Source organism: Sediminispirochaeta bajacaliforniensis DSM 16054, from assembly GCF_000378205.1.
Taxonomy (GTDB): Bacteria; Spirochaetota; Spirochaetia; order DSM-16054; family Sediminispirochaetaceae; genus Sediminispirochaeta; species Sediminispirochaeta bajacaliforniensis.
Genome location: NZ_KB899429.1, coordinates 1 through 17,543, shown reverse-complemented (window position 1 = coordinate 17,543; position 17,543 = coordinate 1). Strand labels below are relative to the sequence as shown.

At 51.8% G+C, this 17,543-nt stretch carries 15 protein-coding genes; 8 read left to right on the top strand and 7 right to left on the bottom strand.

The features are described 5' to 3' along the window. Positions 1-170: 170 nt before the first annotated feature. From F459_RS0118630 to F459_RS0118620, 3 genes are read right to left on the bottom strand one after another with little or no spacing between them, the layout of a single operon-like run. Entirely contained in the window at positions 171-1,178 is a 1,008-nt protein-coding gene (locus F459_RS0118630) for a glycosyltransferase family protein (protein ID WP_033302080.1), read from the bottom strand. 39 nt (positions 1,179-1,217) lie between these two features. Next, complete coding sequence (locus F459_RS0118625) at positions 1,218-2,078, bottom strand: hypothetical protein (protein WP_020614223.1); 861 nt, start codon at positions 2,076-2,078, stop codon at positions 1,218-1,220. A gap of 57 nt (positions 2,079-2,135) precedes the next feature. Beyond that, positions 2,136-3,281: a M48 family metallopeptidase gene (locus F459_RS0118620; RefSeq protein WP_020614222.1), complete on the bottom strand. Its 1,146-nt coding sequence runs from the start codon at positions 3,279-3,281 to the stop codon at positions 2,136-2,138. Positions 3,282-3,400: 119 nt separating this feature from the next. Between F459_RS0118620 and F459_RS0118615 the strand changes: the two genes are divergently transcribed. The 8 genes from F459_RS0118615 to F459_RS0118580 all read left to right on the top strand — a co-directional run bounded on the left by F459_RS0118615 (position 3,401) and on the right by F459_RS0118580 (position 14,414). Then, positions 3,401-4,198 carry a class I SAM-dependent methyltransferase gene (locus F459_RS0118615; protein WP_020614221.1) on the top strand — a complete coding sequence of 266 codons (798 nt, stop codon included), beginning with the start codon at positions 3,401-3,403 and terminating at the stop codon, positions 4,196-4,198. Between the two features lie 78 nt (positions 4,199-4,276). After that, positions 4,277-8,200 (top strand): phosphoribosylformylglycinamidine synthase, encoded by a 3,924-nt coding sequence (locus F459_RS0118610; RefSeq protein ID WP_245540226.1) that lies wholly within the window; start codon positions 4,277-4,279, stop codon positions 8,198-8,200. Between the two features lie 23 nt (positions 8,201-8,223). Then, positions 8,224-8,709, top strand: a complete 486-nt coding sequence (purE, locus tag F459_RS0118605) for a 5-(carboxyamino)imidazole ribonucleotide mutase (RefSeq protein WP_020614219.1) — start codon at positions 8,224-8,226, stop codon at positions 8,707-8,709. Next, positions 8,706-9,419, top strand: a complete 714-nt coding sequence (purC, locus tag F459_RS0118600; protein WP_020614218.1) for a phosphoribosylaminoimidazolesuccinocarboxamide synthase — start codon at positions 8,706-8,708, stop codon at positions 9,417-9,419. Before purE ends, purC begins: the two co-directional genes overlap by 4 nt. Further along, positions 9,412-10,857, top strand: coding sequence for an amidophosphoribosyltransferase (purF, locus tag F459_RS0118595; RefSeq protein ID WP_020614217.1), 1,446 nt, complete (start codon positions 9,412-9,414; stop codon positions 10,855-10,857). Before purC ends, purF begins: the two co-directional genes overlap by 8 nt. Continuing rightward, on the top strand, positions 10,857-11,912 hold the full coding sequence (purM, locus tag F459_RS0118590) for a phosphoribosylformylglycinamidine cyclo-ligase (RefSeq protein WP_020614216.1): 1,056 nt from the start codon (positions 10,857-10,859) through the stop codon (positions 11,910-11,912). Before purF ends, purM begins: the two co-directional genes overlap by 1 nt. Beyond that, positions 11,900-13,765 carry a phosphoribosylamine--glycine ligase gene (gene purD / locus F459_RS0118585; RefSeq protein ID WP_020614215.1) on the top strand — a complete coding sequence of 622 codons (1,866 nt, stop codon included), beginning with the start codon at positions 11,900-11,902 and terminating at the stop codon, positions 13,763-13,765. Before purM ends, purD begins: the two co-directional genes overlap by 13 nt. Positions 13,766-13,853: 88 nt before the next feature. Next, positions 13,854-14,414, top strand: coding sequence for a cob(I)yrinic acid a,c-diamide adenosyltransferase (locus F459_RS0118580; protein WP_154651739.1), 561 nt, complete (start codon positions 13,854-13,856; stop codon positions 14,412-14,414). Between the two features lie 145 nt (positions 14,415-14,559). Here the strand turns inward: F459_RS0118580 and F459_RS0118575 are convergent, their stop codons facing one another. The 4 genes from F459_RS0118575 to F459_RS23725 form a co-directional block, all read right to left on the bottom strand. Next, positions 14,560-14,991, bottom strand: coding sequence for a hypothetical protein (locus F459_RS0118575; protein WP_020614213.1), 432 nt, complete (start codon positions 14,989-14,991; stop codon positions 14,560-14,562). After that, positions 14,960-15,310, bottom strand: a complete 351-nt coding sequence (locus F459_RS0118570) for a hypothetical protein (protein ID WP_020614212.1) — start codon at positions 15,308-15,310, stop codon at positions 14,960-14,962. Before F459_RS0118570 ends, F459_RS0118575 begins: the two co-directional genes overlap by 32 nt. 75 nt (positions 15,311-15,385) lie before the next feature. Continuing rightward, positions 15,386-16,252, bottom strand: coding sequence for a radical SAM protein (locus F459_RS0118565; RefSeq protein ID WP_020614211.1), 867 nt, complete (start codon positions 16,250-16,252; stop codon positions 15,386-15,388). 130 nt (positions 16,253-16,382) lie between these two features. Further along, entirely contained in the window at positions 16,383-17,501 is a 1,119-nt protein-coding gene (locus F459_RS23725) for a hypothetical protein (protein ID WP_081623755.1), read from the bottom strand. Positions 17,502-17,543 lie beyond the last annotated feature (42 nt).

Sequence of the window (17,543 nt, the reverse complement as noted above, 5' to 3'; positions counted from 1 at the left end):
GCTGATTCCGTAAGAAAAGATTAGTGTTACGAATATTGGTGGTCTGCAGCATACAATTCTTTTTCTTATCGTCAATTACAAAGATATACATATAAAAGTCAAGCAAGAGGGAAAAACAAAGGATTTTTCCTGGAAAAAGAACAAATTATCACCACGATTCGGAACAGTAGTTAAGCCTTCTTTGCAAGCGGCAATCCCCCGCTCACAAAAAAACGTTCCGTGAGAAACGCCGCCTTGCCACTTTCATCATGGAAGCAGTACCCCTCTGGTGCGGGCTTTTCGCTCTCCTCTTGATACGTGTCCAAGTTTTTAAAGAACCGTTTCATATCACTTGTGATGTGGTCCATCTTGGCGTAGAGACCACGACCAGACCGTTCTATCATCATCGCATTAAGCCTTTGTTCAAATTGTCCCTCTACCGGAATGGAACATATCGGTTTCTTTAAATAAAGAGATTCGCAGCTAAGCTGATGTCCCGAGGTTGCGATGACGGCGGCACTTGTGGCAAGAGAATCCGCGAAATCAAAGCGTTCGCTGGGAAATACCCGTATTTCACGTTTTGTAACATGGTGTAAGGCATCGAGAACATTTTTTTCCATACTCTTTTTGACATAGACGATGATATGATTTCCATAGTAAGGCTCTTTTGTTCGTATGTTGTTGCGAAGTATCGGACCGATATCGCCGTGGTAGAAGGAACTGATAAGTGATTCGTCATATTCTCCCATCATGGAACCTGCGACTATTTTACTGATGATTGCGTCCGGCATGATGGTTTGGGCCCTTAGCACAATTCCCGGATGGTTGAGTTGAAGTACCGGAATCCCAGCATGTTTTGCGGCTTTTGAGCTGTAGGGTTCAAAATCACTCAGTACCCCTTCAATGCGAAGTAACTTCATTTGGTCGCTGATTTGCTTTATTGCTGCGGGGGCCTGAAAAATGGTATCGATGTTGTCGATACCGGTACGGAAAAAATCGATTCGTTCCTTATTCATGACAAATTTTAGCAGAGGAAGCGGCATCAATAGACAATCTGGAAAGGTTGCGGCAATCATGGGGGCAACTGTCTCAGGGGCCCAGAAAAAAAGTTCGTGTCGTTCTTGTAATCTCTGAGAAAGGGCAATCATTCTTGTCACATGACCTTTCCCCTCTCCGTTTATTCCCACTCCGATTCTCATGATCAGAGGATGGTCCTATGGAATAAGGATTGTATGAGGCTATCGTTTGGAAACAAACAAAAAAAGCATTCCGACGGTTATCAGAATGATTCCGGGTAGGTGGAATAGGGTCAGGTGGTAATCGGAAAGCGTTATTTCCAGCAGGAAAGGCGGAAAGAGAATCAGAGCCATATTATGAACGGGGACAATGACCGTTGCCTTTGCTTTCCAGGCAAAGGCAACTTGCGTGAGAACCATAGCAATGGTGCCGAATCCGATGCTGCAGGCAAATAATGCCCATCCGATACCGGTAGAGGGAAGCAACCCTGATGTTCCCCTATAATGCTGCGCAATTGACTTAAACAGGGGATCACACGCCCCAGAGACGCCCGTAATTAATCCTGCAATCGTGCCGAGAATGCCGGAAGAGGCCCTGTATTTTTTGACCATGGCCAATGCCGGCAGGGCAATCACAAAAAATGCTCCCACGATACAAAAAACAAGCCTCACATTGATGGATGCCATCACCATTCCACCGCTATTTGAACTTGCTGTTCCCTCTGCCCATCCAAGAAAAAAGGTTCCGGCGGCAAGGATTAACGCACCAACATGACGTGTTTTTCCTACTGGTTCTCCGAGATAGCGTTCGGAAAAGAACATCAGCACAATGAGACCAAAACCAAACATGCTGGTATAAGCCGCTGGCGGGGCGAACATATTTGCGATAAGCACCCACAGAAAAGCCCCGTTGTTCAAGATCAGCGAAAAAACATATAGGCGTCGCTTCTTTTTTTTTGCCCCATCGGAATCGGAAGTTTTTGAGGAATAACCTTCGATACCGAACCGCTGCAGGCCCTTCGCAATGTGTATCTGTGTTGTGGCAATCAAACCTATGAGTGAGGCGATATACTCTTGCGGCATCGATGGAGATCATAGACCGCCCTCTCTTTCCGTGTAAAGTAGCTATGCCAAAGTTCGTCAGGGGGAAAAAGATTTCAGCAGAGCAACCCTTTGTCGTGTCGGAGGGTGGGAATAGTGGAGAAATACCGAAAGTGGGTGGGGATCAGGATGACCGCCATTTTGCTTTTCCAGAGAGAGAAGGGCCGACACCAATTCGTCTCCGGTTCCCATCAGTTTTGCGGCAAAGAAATCGGCCTCTCTTTCCCTCTTTCTCGAAAATAAAAGGAAAAGGGGAGTAAAGAATGCGGAGAGGAAGCCTATGACAATGACAAGCACTATCAGTGATACTGCATGTGCTGTGTAAATCTCTGTGCTTGGAAAGCCGACTGCCTCGGGAAGAATCGGTGAGGCAACCGCCAAAAAAAGGAGGTAGAAGATTGGTGCTGAAAGGATTGTCTGAGAGATAAACTGTTTGACAACATGTTTCTTTGCAATATGGCCGAATTCATGGGCAAGAACAGCTACTATTTCCTCTTCCGAATGTTTGTCTATGAAGGTATCGTACAAGGCAACTCGCTTGCTGCTCCCGAACCCTGCCACATATGCATTGGCCTTCGTAGATCGTCTTGAACCGTCGATCACCTCGACACGTTTTACCTTGATTCCCGCTTGTTCTGCAATTCCCGAGATCCTCGTTTTCAGTGCCTCGTTGGCCAGAGGAGTGAAACGATTAAAGAGAGGCAATATGACGGTCGGCGCGATAATGGAGAGGAGTAATGAGAAAAGCGTATACCCGATCCAGGCAAGTAGCCATCCGGAAGGGCCGAAGTGATCATAAAAAGCATATATCAGCAGAAAGATTGGGAGACCGATAAGACAAAGGAGAAAAAAGCCTTTTACTTCATCGGTAAAAAAGGTCTTGGGGCTTGTCTTGTTGAAACCATATCGTGCTTCGATCGAAAAAGTTGCATATAGGGCGAAGGGGAGGGCAAGAAGTCGTTCCAAGAAGACAAGGATAAGAGCAAAGAAGATTCCCTGCACAACCTCTCCTCCTCCGATGATATACGAGAGATCATGGGAGATCCTTGCAGAGAGCGAAAAACCGCCGAGTAAAAGGAAAAGAATAAACACAAGGGTAGTACAAGCCTCTCTGATCATTGAGAAACGTTTTTGTTCCCGTTGGTAGGCAGCATCTTCCGGCAACCTCTGATAATCGAATCCCATTGCAATTATGGAAAGTATTGCCGGGATTAAAACAAGTGTCGTCAGAACTATGAGTGGAAATGACAATGTATGCATAAGCAGAGCTTAGCACTAAAGCGAACAGGAGAAAAGAGTGCTTCATGGCCTTGATCCTGCTGCCTCTCTGCGGGAGAATTAATGGTATGTTGAAAGGTAACTATGATCACATTGCCGCAATCTATGAATCGCTTTTTCCCCTTTCGTCTCAAGCCCTTGATTGTGCTGCCGCCTATGTGAAAACGGCCGAAAAACGGGTTTTGGATGTGGGGTGCGGCACAGGAGAGCTTGCCTTTGCTCTCAGGCAAAGAGGATTTGATGTTGTTGGTATAGACAGTGATCCGTCGATGATAAAGAGGGCAAAAGAACGTTCCGGAGGACTTTGCGGCATAGACTTTACTCTTTTAGCCATGGAAAAGCTAAAGGGATGTTTTGTCGGTTCCTCCTTTTCCCTTATCACCTGTATTGGAAACACTATTGCCCATCTTCGTGACAAGAACGGTTTATTGGAGTTTTCTCATGTGGCATTTGACCTACTTGTCCCTTCCGGCTCTCTTCTGCTCCAGGTATTAAATTACGACATGATCCTTCGGCGGCGTCCTGTCCAGCTACCTCCAATTGTCAAATCTAACCTTCGGTTTCTCCGGTTGTATGATTACAGCCGGCTTCCCCTTACCATACTATTTACCACAAGACTTGAGGATTCTAACGGTAAGCTTTTGGATGAACGTCGTCTGGAGCTTTCTCCCTTTACCCGTGATGATATTTGTTTGGTTCTTGAAAAAAGTGGCTTTGAGGATATTACCTGCTTTGGAGGATTTGACAGATCAGAACCGGACGAAGAGAAGCTCCCTCTCGTGATCTCTGCCCGCAAGCCCGGGGATGTTATGCAACAATATTGAATCAATGAAACCGTTTTTACGTAGGTTTTTTGGTGTTATGCAACAAAATTGAAAAAGTATTAGAATTCGTTGTAGATAATGTTGACTCTTTTCTTTGTCTCGGGTACAACCCGGACATGGAATGCCATTATCCGATACAATCGTTACGAGATAAAGGGGCTCTTGGGCCCTGGGATGATAGGGGCCTTTTCCGGCCTGCCACCCCGAGTCGGCGATCCGCCCTGTTGCGGAATCATGCCGGTTCGGGGTTTTTTTGTTTTCATTCCTTTGGAGGGGGCGATGTTCATCTTTTTTGAAAAGCGGGAGTCCTTTCGGACTTCTTCTGATGAATTACTACAGGATTTTCACCAGCGCCTTGGAATCGACGGGCTCTCGAGAATACGGCTGTTCTCTGGATACCGGATAAGTGGAGATCTTTCCGTCGAAGTCGTCGCGCGTGCCCTTCGTGATCCTGTTACTGACCTCGGGCCGTTGACTGATCCCCCTTTTGACGATGCTGCATGCTGGAGCTTTGCCTGGGGCCTGCTTCCCGCACAGTTCGATCAGCGAGGTGCGTCTGCGAAGGAAGCCGTCGAACTTCAAGGCGGCGCTGTCGAAGCTGTTCGCAGCATTTCCTGCTGTCTCTTTTATGGAGAACTAAGCGAAAAAGATCGGCAGAGTATCCGGAAAAATTTGGTGAATCCTGTGGATTCTTATGAGATCGATCTCGACGGAGAAGAGGGGTTGCTGCGAGGTTTTCGCTTACTCTCCGATGCCGCTCTTGAAGAGCTTGGCAAGCGGCATGGTATCGTCATGGCTCCATCCGAATTGCGATTTTGCCGAAATTATTTCCGAGATAAACTTGATCGCGACCCTACGCTGACCGAACTTGCCATACTTGCAACCTACTGGAGTGATCACTGCCGTCATACCACCTTCAATACACCCCTTACCCATGTGTCGGTGGCGAAAAGTCACTACCTTTCTGGGCTTGAAGAGACGCTTCATTCCTATCACGATCGTTTCGGAGATGAGCTTTCCCTCATGAACATGGCGACCGCCGGGGTGAAAATCCTCTCTGCTGAGGGGAAGATCCCCGATCTCGATATTTCGGAGGAGATTAACGCCGCTTCCATCAGAATAGCGGTCAGCCACGAAGGCGGGGAGGAAAAGGCCGCGACGGGTGAACCCTGGCTTTTGATGTTCAAGAACGAGACCCACAACCATCCCACGGAGATCGAGCCCTTCGGGGGGGCGGCGACCTGTATCGGCGGAGCTATCAGGGACCCGCTTTCCGGCAGGTCCTATGTCCACCAGGCCATGCGCCTTTCCGGTGCGGCCTTTCCCGATCCCAATGTGGAAGAGTTGGAAGACGAACTGCTTCGCAGCTCAAAACTTTCAAGGACGACCCTTGCCAGGGAATCGGCACACGGTTACAGCAGCTACGGCAATCAGATCGGAATCCCCACCGGACTCGTCAGGGAGCTATATGCCGAGGGCTTTCGTGCTAAGCGTTTCGAGGCAGGCGCCGTGGTCGGCGCCGTGCCCCTTTCGTCGATCAGGAGGGAGCGACCCGTTGCCGGAGACGTGGTGATCCTTGTCGGCGGTGCTACAGGACGGGACGGCATTGGAGGGGCCACCGGCTCTTCCCGGGCCCACGATGCGGAATCCATCCATCGTAGCGCAGCCGAGGTCCAGAAGGGGAATCCCCCGGAAGAGCGTGCTCTTCAGCGCTTCTTTCGAAAGAGGGAAACCGCAGCTCTCATAAAACGGTGTAATGATTTCGGTGCCGGTGGTGTGGCCGTGGCTGTCGGAGAACTTGCCCCCGGGCTCTCTATTAATCTTTCGGCCGTCCCCCTGAAATATCGCGATCTTTCTCCCTTGGAAATAACCCTCTCGGAAAGTCAGGAGCGCATGGCGGTTGTCGTGGCCGCCGGCGATGCGGACACCTTCATCGCCCTCGCTGCCGAAGAGGATCTTATCGCCTCGATTATTGCCGAGGTTACCGAAGAGCCGCTGCTTACGATCGCCTCTCGTGACGGCATTGTTGCACAGCTGCCGAGGCAGTTGCTTGATGCGGCCGGAGGCGATTCCCGGGCGGAGGCCAGGGTTCCGGCTCCCTCTGAAACCTCCTTCTTCGATGAAATTCTTCGTCGCAGGAATGCGGTGCAGGAGGATCGACGCTGGGCTCTTCTCCTCTCCGAGGATAATGTCGCCGGTTCAGAAGGCCTTACCGAGCAGTTCGACTCTTCGGTAGGGGCCCGGTCGGTGCTTTCTCCCCTGGGTGGCAAGTATCAGCTGACCCCGGCCGAGGCAATGGCAGCCCTCATCCCATCGAAACGGGAGGACGTGTCTACCGCCTCGATAATGAGTTGCGGTTACGCCCCGGAGATCGGCCTTTGGAGCCCCTATCACGGAGCCATCTATGCCATCCTTGAGGCTGTGTGCCGCGGACTTGCCACCGGCGCCGCTTTAGGATCGATTCGGCTCTCCCTTCAGGAATATTTTCCCCCTCCCGGGGAGGATGCCCAAGGGTGGGGAGCACCTGCATCGGCTCTTTTAGGCGCTTTGCGAGCTCAGCTTGCTTTGGAAATCCCGGCTATTGGAGGAAAGGACAGCATGTCCGGGAGCTGGATGGCGTTGAAGGTCCCGCCGACCCTGGCCGCCTTTGCCGTGGCCCCCGTTTCCGCCGCATCGGTACAGAGCCCCGAATTCAAGAAGATCGACTCAAAGGTTTTTCTCATCCATCACTCCCGTCTCGAAAACGGAGAACCGAATTTTTCTCTCTTTCTCAGGCAGGCAGCCTTCCTTGAGCAGTTGATGCAGGATGGAAATGTGCTGGCATGTCGATCGGTTGGTTTCGGCGGTGTGGCTCAGGCCGTGGCAGAGATGGGATTCGGAAACGGAATCGGCTTTGACGGCGATCTTCCGAAAGGATTGGATTCCTTTGATCCCGCCTACGGTTCATTTCTCATTGAATGGAATGGTGGAGCGGTTTTGCCTGAGGATGGCGAGTCGTTCCTTATTGCCATTGGATCTACCACCGAGAAACAAAATTTCAGGATCGGCGGGATGAATATTTCCATGGATCGGGCCCTGGCGGCATGGCGCAGCAGAAAGGCCGAGCTCTATCCCGGTCCCGGCGGAAGTCGGGGGAGTTCCGCCGGCCTTCCTGCCGTTCCTTCTTCCGGGGCATACCCTGCGCCGAGGCTCCTTACCAGACGGGGGCCAGAGGTCCTTGTTCTCTCGTTTCCCGGGACAAACTGCGAAGAAGAGACCGCAGCCGCCTTCCGGCGGGAGGGTGGAGAGGTTTCTCACTTCCTTTTCCGAACTCGCTGTGCTGGAGGTCCTCCCTCATCTTTGGAATCGATGGAAAAGGCGATTGCCAAGGCAAAAATCGTGGTCATTCCCGGGGGATTTAGTGCAGGAGATGAGCCTGACGGGGCAGCAAAGTATATTGCGGCGGTTCTCGGTAATCCTCGCATCGCAGGGGCCCTTGAAGAGCTTCTCTATCACCGCGACGGCCTGATGCTCGGCATCTGTAACGGCTTTCAGGCCCTGGTCCGCTCCGGACTTTTACCCTACGGCAGGGTGACGGCAAGAAGAGAGAGGGATCCCGTTCTTGCCCCCAATCAGATAGGCAGACACGTTTCACGCTACTGTGGTACCCGCTGTGAATCCGACCTCGGCCCCTGGATGAGACTCATGTCTCCGGGCGATCTGCAGGTGGTTCCGGTCTCCCATGGGGAGGGGCGTTTCGTAGCATCCGATGCTCTGCTCGACGAACTCGAACAGAATCGGCAGGTTGCCTTCCGCTACTGCGATAATGAGGGCCATGTTGCTTTGGACTATCCCGATAATCCCAACGCTTCAATGCGAGGTATCGAAGGCATTTTGAGTCCCGATGGACGGGTCCTCGGAAAGATGGGCCACTGCGAGCGAAGCGGAAGATATGTTGCAAAAAATATCCCCGGTGCCGGATGGCAGCCCATCTTTCGTGCCGGAATCGACTATTTTCTCTAAGATTTTTTTGTATGGAGGATGGAATGGTTGCAATCATCATGGGAAGCGGTTCCGATCTTCCCCAGCTTGAGGGCTGTGCGCAGCTCCTTGATAGCCTCGGCATCGAATGGGAGTCCAGGGTCCTTTCGGCACATCGGACTCCTGAGGCCCTGGACTCCTATATTGCCGGCCTTGAAAAAAGGGGATGTCAGGTAATCATAGCCGCCGCGGGCCTGTCGGCTCACCTGCCGGGTGTCATTGCGGCAAAAACCCTGATCCCCGTGGTTGGTGTTCCGTTGAAAGCTAAAACAGCGGCCATGGAGGGGATGGATGCAGTCATGTCGATGCTGCAGATGCCTCCGGGGATTCCTGTAGCCACCGTGGGAATCGACAACGGAACGAATGGTGCACTCCTTGCCGCCGCCATCATCGGATCTTCCGATGCCAAGGTGCGAAAGGCGCTGGCAGGCTATCGATCTGAAAAAAAAGAAAAACTGCTTACACAATATCATGGGGAGGTTTTGAAATGAAAGGAAAACTGCTGTATGAGGGAAAAGCCAAAAAGTTGTACGCCACCGATGATGCCGAGGTTGTACTGGTAGAATATAAGGACGATGCAACCGCATTCAATGGAGAGAAAAAGGGAACGATCACCGGAAAGGGAGAGATGAATAATGCCATCACCACGCTCCTTTTTACCCTGCTTGCGAAAAATGGTGTTGAAAACCACTTTATCGAAAAGATCAGTCCCCGGGAGCAGCTCTGCCGTAAGGTAGAGATCGTACCGGTTGAGGTGATTGTCCGTAACAAGGCGGCGGGAAGCATGGCAAAGCGACTGGGCCTTAAGGAGGGAACCGAACTCAAGACCACGGTTTTCGAAATCAGCTATAAAAACGACGACCTTGGGGATCCTCTTATTAATGATCACCATGCCGTTGCCATCGGCCTGACCACTTTTGACGAGCTGAAGGCGATCTACAACATGGCCGCAAAGGTAAACGAGGTGCTGAGCGCCTTTTTCCTGAAGATCGGTATTACCCTGATCGATTTTAAGCTGGAGTTCGGCAAAACCAGTGATGGTAAGCTGTTGCTCGCCGATGAGATCAGTCCCGATACCTGTCGCTTCTGGGACGCCGCCACCGGAAAGAAGCTTGACAAGGATCGCTTCCGACGAGATCTTGGTTCTGTGGAAGATGCCTATCATGAGGTTCTTTCCCGCATGGAGAACGCTGGTGAATAGTCTTTTTGCTTCGGCGGAAGCTGCGGATGATAAGCTGCACGAAGAATGCGGGGTATTCGCCGTCTGCGCAAAAAAAGATTTCGCTCCTTCCGTCGATCCCGTGCATGTGGTGCTGGGAGGCCTTACGGCTCTCCAGCATCGTGGTCAGGAAAGCTCGGGGATTATTCTGGGTGGATTTGAGGATCCTGCTCGAATCGAGGTGGCAAAGTCTGCAGGGCTTGTCGCCTCTTTGATCGATTCGGGAGAGGTCCTGAAACTCGACAGAGAGGGTTCGACCGTCGCTCTCGGCCATGTTCGGTATTCCACAACCGGGGGAAGCGGGGTCGAAAATGCTCAACCTCTGGTTGCTCACACGAAAAAAGGGGCGGTTGCCCTGGCACATAACGGGAATTTGGTAAATTCTCAGCTTCTTCGGGAACTTCTTGAGGAAGGCGGGAGTGTTTTTCGCACGCAAAGTGATTCGGAGGTGATGCTCAACCTGATTGCCAGGAGTCTTGCAAAAAAGAGCGCCCTCGAGGCTGTCAGGGATGCGGTCCGAACGGTCCAGGGCTCCTATGCCTTGGCGGTGCTTGCCGACGGCAAATTGATTGCGGCGCGGGATAAAAACGGAATTCGCCCCCTCTGTGTGGGAGAACTTGAGGAGTATTGGGTGGTTTCCTCTGAAACCTGTGCTCTCGATGCCATAGGAGCAAAATTTCTGCGGGATGTTGAACCGGGAGAAATCATTGTGGCCGATGGTGAAGGTATTGCCGGCAGCAATCAGGAAGAAAAAACCGAGACGCGGACCTGCAGCTTCGAATACATCTACTTTGCCCGGCCGGATTCGGTTATCGACGGCATCGGCGTCTACGGTGCCAGGGTACGTTCCGGTCGCCAACTTTTTAAGGAAGCCCCGGTAAAGGCCGATCTTGTCACCGGTGTCCCCGATTCCGGGATCCCGGCGGCCGCCGGTTTCAGCGAGGCTTCAGGCATTCCCTACGGCATGTCCCTGGTAAAGAATCGCTATGTGGGACGCTCCTTTATCGCTCCGAGTCAGGACGACAGGGAGCGACGGGTCGCCTTGAAACACAACGCCCTGAAAGAGGCTGTCAAAGGAATGCGTATTGTCCTTATCGACGATTCCATCGTCCGGGGAACAACCATGCGCTCCCTTGTTTCGAAGCTGAAAGGGGCGGGCGCGACCGAAGTGCATATCAGAATTGCCGCCCCGCCCGTGGCCTTTCCCTGCTACTTCGGCATTGATACACCCTACCGGGAGGATCTGGTTAGCAATAAATACGATATCGAGGAGCTTGCCAGACGGGTCGGTGCCGATTCTTTGGCCTTTCTCTCGGTTGAAGGGCTTGTCCAGGCCCTCTCGGGTACAATGGGGTTTTGTACCGGTTGCTTTACCGGCGTCTATCCGATGGGAGCCCCGAAGCCCGGTCGGGAGGATTAGTGGAGAAAAATATGAAAGAAATCGATTATCGCAAGGCCGGGGTCGACAGGGAAGAGGGCTACCGAACCGTTTCCCTGATCAGGGAGAGTTGCGATCGAACCAGACAGGATGGTGACGGGGTTCTCGCCGGCCTGGGAAGCTTCGGCAGCCTTTTTGCCATGCCCGCCTCCTACAAAGAACCTGTTCTCGTGTCGGGGACCGACGGGGTAGGGACAAAGTTGGAACTGGCGATCCTTCTCGATCGTCTCGAAGGGGTCGGTATCGATTGTGTGGCCATGTGCGTCAACGACATCCTCTGTCACGGTGCCAGGCCCCTTTTCTTCCTCGACTACCTTGCCACCGGAAAGCTTGAGGCCGAAACCATGGCCAGGGTTGTGGAAGGTGTTTCCCGCGGCTGTATTCAGGCGGGATGCGCCCTTGTGGGCGGGGAGACCGCCGAGATGCCAGGGCTTTACCGCGTCGGCGACTTCGATGTTGCCGGCTTCTCCGTCGGTGTGGTGGAGCGCAAAGAACTTATCGACGGTTCCAGAGTCCGGGCTGGCGATACCTTGATCGCCCTTGCTTCCAGCGGACCCCACTCCAATGGCTTTTCCCTCATCCGCATGGCCACCGCCGATGAAAAGAAGGACGGCTACCGGAGGGAAATCGGCGGAAAGAGTCTGGGAGAGCTGCTTTTAGAGCCGACGAGGATCTACGTTAAGGCGCTTCGTCCTCTTATCGAGGATTCGCTCCTCCACGGTGTTGCCCATATCACCGGCGGAGGGCTTTTCGAAAATCTTCCCAGGACCATCCCTGCGGGATTGGCTGCGGAGGTCGATCGCGGCCTGATCAGGACCCCTGATGTGTTTGCTTACCTGGCCTCCCTCGGCATAGGCGATGAGGAGATGTTTCGTACCTTTAATATGGGGGTCGGCATGGTGCTTGTCGTCTCTCCTGGGGATGCTGATGGTATCTGCAGCCGTATCGAGGCCTCTGGTATCGATGCCTATCCCATTGGCAGGGTCGTGGCCGTCCCCGATTCCGATAAAGGGGGGGAACGTTTATGGCTTCGATAGCGGTTCTTGCCTCCGGACGAGGGAGTACCCTTGCCTATCTCGTCGAAGGAGCGGCCTCCGGCGCACTCAAGGCTGAGATTTCCATGGTTGTCGTGGACCGTCCGTCTACCGGGGCGGCCTCCATAGCCGAGAAAGCCTCGATCCCTCTTTTGCTTCTGGATCGAAAGGAGGGCTCCTCGGTGCTGAGCCGAAAGATCGCCGAGAGCCTTGACGGGAAGGTCGACCTCATCGTCTGTGCCGGTTTTCTGTCGATCCTGACCGATCCATTGCTTAAGGCCTTTCGCGGGAGGATCATCAATATTCATCCGTCGCTTTTGCCCGATTTCGGTGGTATGGGAATGCACGGTATGCATGTGCATCGGGCGGTCATCGAATCGGGATGCCGTTGCAGCGGCTGTTCGGTTCATCTGGTAGATGACGGGATCGATAGCGGGAGGGTTCTGGCACGACGCAGGGTCCCTGTTTTTTCCGGCGATAGCCCCGAAGCTCTTGCTTCCCGGGTGGGAGAAGAGGAGAAGCCCCTGCTTTTGGAAACCATCAATGCTTTTTTTGCCGGAGAAGAGCATCCCTCTGCTGCGAAAATTCGTGCGGCCGTGATCGGCAAGGGTGGACGGGAACACGCCCTCTGCTGGAAGTTGTTGCAGGATGAGGATATCTGCTCCCTCGCGGCGCTGCCGGGGAACGGAGGCACCGCCCTGCTGGAGGGCTGCGACAATCTTCCCATGCCTGAGGATGAAGACGCCCTTATCGACCTGCTTCGCGGTCGGGAGGTGAACCTTGTGGTCGTGGGACCGGAGGTACCCCTGGTCGAGGGGCTTGGAATGCGGCTTCGTAAGGCGGGTTTTGCCGTCTTTGGGCCTAATATCGAAGGTGCCCGACTTGAGGGCAGCAAGGCCTTTGCCAAGGATTTCATGGTCCGCCACGGGGTGGCAACCGCCGATTATCAGGTTTTCCTGGCAGGTGAGCAGGAGAAGGCTCTCGGTTATGCCGCATCTCTGGATTGGAAGGTTGCGGTAAAGGCGGACGGTCTTGCCGCCGGAAAGGGGGTTTTGCTTTGCTCATCCCGTGAGGAGGTGGAAAAGGCCCTTGATACCTGTTTCGGAGGCGGTTTCAGTGGTGCCGGGCGGACCGTGGTGATCGAAGAGCTTCTTACCGGCCCTGAGGTTTCCTTTTTTGCCCTTACCGATGGTATCGATTACCTCCTTTTGCCCTCTGCCCGGGATCATAAGCGGGCCCTCGACGGTGATCGGGGGCTTAACACCGGCGGCATGGGGAGTGTTGCCCCGGCCCCGGGCCTTTCATCCGACATCGAAGAGGCCTTTACCAAAGCCATTCTGCTTCCGACCCTCCGGGGATTGCACGAGGATGCCATCCTTTTTCGTGGGGTGCTCTTTTTCGGGGTGATGCTTACCTCAAAGGGACCCAAGCTATTGGAGTACAATGTCCGCTTTGGTGATCCTGAGACCCAATCTCTGATGCCCCTGCTGCCCTCGGATTTTGCCCGGCTGCTTTTCGACTGTGCCAGGGGAAATCTTCCTGCTTCCCTTGCTGCTGACCGGGGAAAGGAGCGGCTGCACGCCTGTACCGTCGTTGCCGTTGCCGAAGGGTATCCGGAGTCTGCCGAACGTGGAGATCTTATTTCCCCGCTGCCCCCAGCCTCCGACCATTCGGTCTCCTTTGTCTCCGGTGCAGAGCGTAAGCCTGACGGATCGCTTGTTACGGCAGGGGGGAGGGTCCTCTCCCTGACTGCCTGGGGAGAGGATGCCGCCGCGGCGCGAACGGCTGCCTACGATCTGGTGCAAAGGGTCTCTTTTAGGGGGATGCATGTTCGCTCCGATATCGGCTTGTTCTAAGGTCGATGGGCATAGAACAGGTAGCTTTGATCTTATCTTCGATCGAAACCCGATTGACCGGCCTTCGGGCCGGTTATACCATGAAACCATGATTGAATTTGAGCGTGTCACCACAAGGGGTGGGGATAAGGGCGAAAGTTCCCTTTTCAACGGGGAGCGAAGGGTAAAAGATGATGCTATTTTTGAGGCCCTGGGGGATATCGATGAGCTGGTAAGCTGGCTTGGCCTGGTAAAGGCCGATGTTTTTGCCTCGCCTGTTTCCGGCCTTTCGGCCTTTTCTTCTCAGCTTCATGAAATACAGAACATCCTCATGCGTTTTTCCGGACAGATAGCCACTCCCAAAAAAGACAAACTCTATGAGAAGATATCCCACCTTTCCCAACGGGACCTGGAAACACTGGAAGCCTCAGAAGCTGTGCTTTTGAAAAAGACGAACATCGGCAGTGCCTTCGTTGTTCCCGGCCAGACTCACCTTTCCGCGGAGATCGATATTGCCAGGACCGTATGCCGCAGGGCCGAGCGCCGGGTCGTTACCTGCATCAGAAATAGTTATCTTGGCCATCTTGCCCTCGGGCAGAACTACCTGAACCGGCTCAGCGATTTTCTCTTTGTCCTTGCCCGGTGGGTGGAGCAGGTTGGCCAAGGGTGATTAGTTGCTTGTTGTCTTCGGTCCGATTATCACTATATATGCTCCAGCTCCTTGACATTATATTTATCATGAAAACGGGCACAGAAGATTCCATGCCCGTTCAAATGCCAAGCTAAATCAAATTTTCAGCACTAATATTCTGAGATCAGAGCTCCTCTACTTTTAAAGAAAAGGATCCCATCATATCATCTTCAAACGTGTAAACGATAATATAAAGGGTATCGTCCACAGCCGTTATATCCTGTGGATCTGTATAACCTCCACTTTCTTCTTCAAAATAGGGAGTTGACTGACTGCCAGGATATGCATAGGTGTAAATTGATCCGGTGTAAGTCGTAGAGCCATGATCTTCATCGTCTTCCCACATGACTTTATACGACTCCCCTGTAGTGACGCTGACTTTAAAAACCTGAGGCGTATCATTGGAAAAATTTCCCGTATAAAGATTTCCTACCGAAACAGAAGTGGCCGGGTAATCAAGAATATATCCCCCGGGTTCGTAGCCTTTGCGATAAATAGTTGTTTCATCTGAGTATTCTCCTTCATCACCGTAATAGGAAAGTAAGTAATATCTCATTTTTGCTTTCTATCTCATATTCGTATTCGTTTGTGTGTTCGCCACCCCAGTCAAAGGTCAATACATTTCCGGATGTCGACCACGAGATGGTATCGGTATCCCCGTTTTGTGCATACGATTCATAAATAATAAGGGTACCATCTGATTTAAACTCCGAGACATCAGAATTAGGAAGGGCTTCATAATCGTCCCATACCCAGGTGCCAAAGAAGGCTGCATCACCCGCAAAATCATCGTCGTCATCATCATTCCCGAACATGCTGCAGGAGGAAAACATAATAACAGAAATGACTAACAGAACAGAGAAAAGCTTTTTCATATTCAATCCTTTTTTTAAGTAATTTTGGTTGATACTACTTCCAGTTTACATTTTTTACAATAGAAAATAGTGAAATTAAAACAGAATGCTGCCGCTGTCGTCCCAACGGGTATAAAGCTTGCAGTTGGGCCGGAGAATGAGGTATCGAATCGCCCCTCTTTGCTGCCTGGCCATACAATCACCGTCATGGACGATGGACATGTCGTGGACCGAGTAGCGCATAAGGCCGGTGGGGAGGATTCCGAGGGGGGATCCGTGTGAGAGGATATAATCGTCGATTTTTTTTCGTGTCTGTTCCGATGCTCCATGTTCCCGTACCCATGCTGCTTGTTCGCTCTCTCCTTCTGCGAAGAGCTGGCGAAAGGTAACCATATTGGCTCCCATCTTTTGAAGGCGTTCAAAAATGGCCGGGGTGGGGATTTCATCGAGAAAATCCGTCATATTGACCGATATCCGCAAATTGAAATCGTAACGTTTGATTTCCTGAGTCAGTCGCTTGATATCAATTTTTTTTGATTCAGGTGTTCCGTTATAGCTGGCATTTTCATCATTATCGAATATCGACGATAAAGAGAGTGAAATAGTTGATACCCTGATGGTATTTCGAAGCCAGCGTAGCTTTTCTTCATCAAGACCGACACCTGAGGTTTGTATTTCGAGCCAGCGGAATGGGCTTGAAAGACGGGCGTTCCAGGATGCAAAGTCGTTTAAGAAGTCTATGTTTACTAGTGGTTCTCCGTCTCCCGTCAGTATGGCCGTATTGCAACCGTTGTCTCTTGCAAATGCCAATCTGTCCATGTAATCGCGCTCATAAAGATCTCGAAAACGAAGGTTTCGTTCGATATGGTCTTTGTATTCATCTGCCTTCATACGGGATACACAAAATTTACAGGCGTTTGGACATCCTCCGGGGACAACAATAGAAAGGCTTTGCACATTCATAAAAATTTCCTCCACGATATAGTATTGCTCTGAGAGAATTTCCGCAATTGGTATAGGGCATTTGTTCTGCTTTGTCTGGGGAAAAGGGGAGAGATTGTTAAAAGGGTAGTGTCCTGAATCGTGGTGATTATCATGCCCACGCATATGAGGGAAGATAGTCAGCCTTCCAACGCAGTGGCGTTTGCACTCCCTTTAGCCATAGCTCCCGACTTGAAGGTGGCATAGGCTGATTTCTCAGGAAAAACCTCCTTTGGGTAAATAAACTCCTCAGCTGCCAGGCTATCTTCCTTCCATCGATCCCTGCCACTTGCCCATGAGTCGGTCCTTTCCCATCCCCCTTCCCCCTGATCCGGTACGGCTTCATGAAGTTGTGATAAAACCGATACACTTCAAGCCGCTCCATCATATTCCCTGTATTCCGGGCAAACTGAACCGTCTGCCTCACATGGTCTGAGTTATCTTTCCTGATCTCCCGATCAAGGTAATTTACACTAAATAGCGGATTGTGTAGGTCGCGGATTCTTTTCGAGCTTATTCGGTGATGCTCGATTCTCCCGGTCGCCACTGCCGGTAAGTCCTTCATCACCTGTTGGTACTGCTTATGTTCATCGGTGTACAGCGACAAAAGCTTTTTCTTCGAATGGTTTTGGAGTTCCAGGGTTTTTTCCACCACCCTTTGGAAGGAGTGATAAACACTTCCTTTGTATAGCTTTAGATGCTCCTTGATCAGTTTGTTTTTCCTCTTTTGATAATCAGTCATTCGCCCCTTCCTCGTCAGCTGGGCATAGTCGGAAAGGAACCAGAATTGAGACTTTTTTCCTGCGAGGATATGGATGTTATTCGGAAGGTATTGAGAACAGACAAAGCTTTCAAATCCGTCTGCGACAAGGTCTTCTGCTATCTCCATGTTACAGGAGAGGGACGCCGAGGCTGCAAGACATTGGTGGGCAAGACGCCTGATACGATCTGTAACAGTGCAGCAGGAGGCGTTGAGGATGCGGGAAAGGTCTCTGATACCGGAGCTGGTGACGAGGTGGCAGAGAATGGTGTGGTAACAGATGTGGCGGTGTGTCCAGTAGTCGATGCTAAAGGTACGGGTTGAGAAGGAGAGCCCGCAGGTTTTGCATTTGAACTTTTGAATACGGGGAGCTGTTTTTGAGTGGTACGACCCTGTTTTTATGAACCAGGGTCCTGCAGCCTGGAAATGGTTGGGACAATAGGGATTGGGGCAGAAGGGGGGATGGTTCATGAACTTCTCCTTTTTTGGCTGTTCTTACAATAACTAACTACG

Excerpts from the sequence above, each read along its gene's own strand:
- F459_RS0118580 (WP_154651739.1), top strand. The coding sequence starts at position 13,854 with ATGATTGAATTTGAGCGTGTCACCACAAGGGGTGGGGATAAGGGCGAA.
- F459_RS0118630 (WP_033302080.1), bottom strand. The coding sequence starts at position 1,178 with ATGAGAATCGGAGTGGGAATAAACGGAGAGGGGAAAGGTCATGTGACA.
- F459_RS0118570 (WP_020614212.1), bottom strand. The coding sequence starts at position 15,310 with ATGAAAAAGCTTTTCTCTGTTCTGTTAGTCATTTCTGTTATTATGTTT.
- F459_RS23725 (WP_081623755.1), bottom strand. The coding sequence starts at position 17,501 with ATGAACCATCCCCCCTTCTGCCCCAATCCCTATTGTCCCAACCATTTC.
- F459_RS0118565 (WP_020614211.1), bottom strand. The coding sequence starts at position 16,252 with ATGAATGTGCAAAGCCTTTCTATTGTTGTCCCCGGAGGATGTCCAAAC.
- purC (WP_020614218.1), top strand. The coding sequence starts at position 8,706 with ATGAAAGGAAAACTGCTGTATGAGGGAAAAGCCAAAAAGTTGTACGCC.
- F459_RS0118610 (WP_245540226.1), top strand. The coding sequence starts at position 4,277 with ATGTTGACTCTTTTCTTTGTCTCGGGTACAACCCGGACATGGAATGCC.
- purE (WP_020614219.1), top strand. The coding sequence starts at position 8,224 with ATGGTTGCAATCATCATGGGAAGCGGTTCCGATCTTCCCCAGCTTGAG.
- purD (WP_020614215.1), top strand. The coding sequence starts at position 11,900 with ATGGCTTCGATAGCGGTTCTTGCCTCCGGACGAGGGAGTACCCTTGCC.
- F459_RS0118620 (WP_020614222.1), bottom strand. The coding sequence starts at position 3,281 with ATGGGATTCGATTATCAGAGGTTGCCGGAAGATGCTGCCTACCAACGG.
- F459_RS0118625 (WP_020614223.1), bottom strand. The coding sequence starts at position 2,078 with ATGCCGCAAGAGTATATCGCCTCACTCATAGGTTTGATTGCCACAACA.
- F459_RS0118615 (WP_020614221.1), top strand. The coding sequence starts at position 3,401 with ATGGCCTTGATCCTGCTGCCTCTCTGCGGGAGAATTAATGGTATGTTG.
- F459_RS0118575 (WP_020614213.1), bottom strand. The coding sequence starts at position 14,991 with ATGAGATATTACTTACTTTCCTATTACGGTGATGAAGGAGAATACTCA.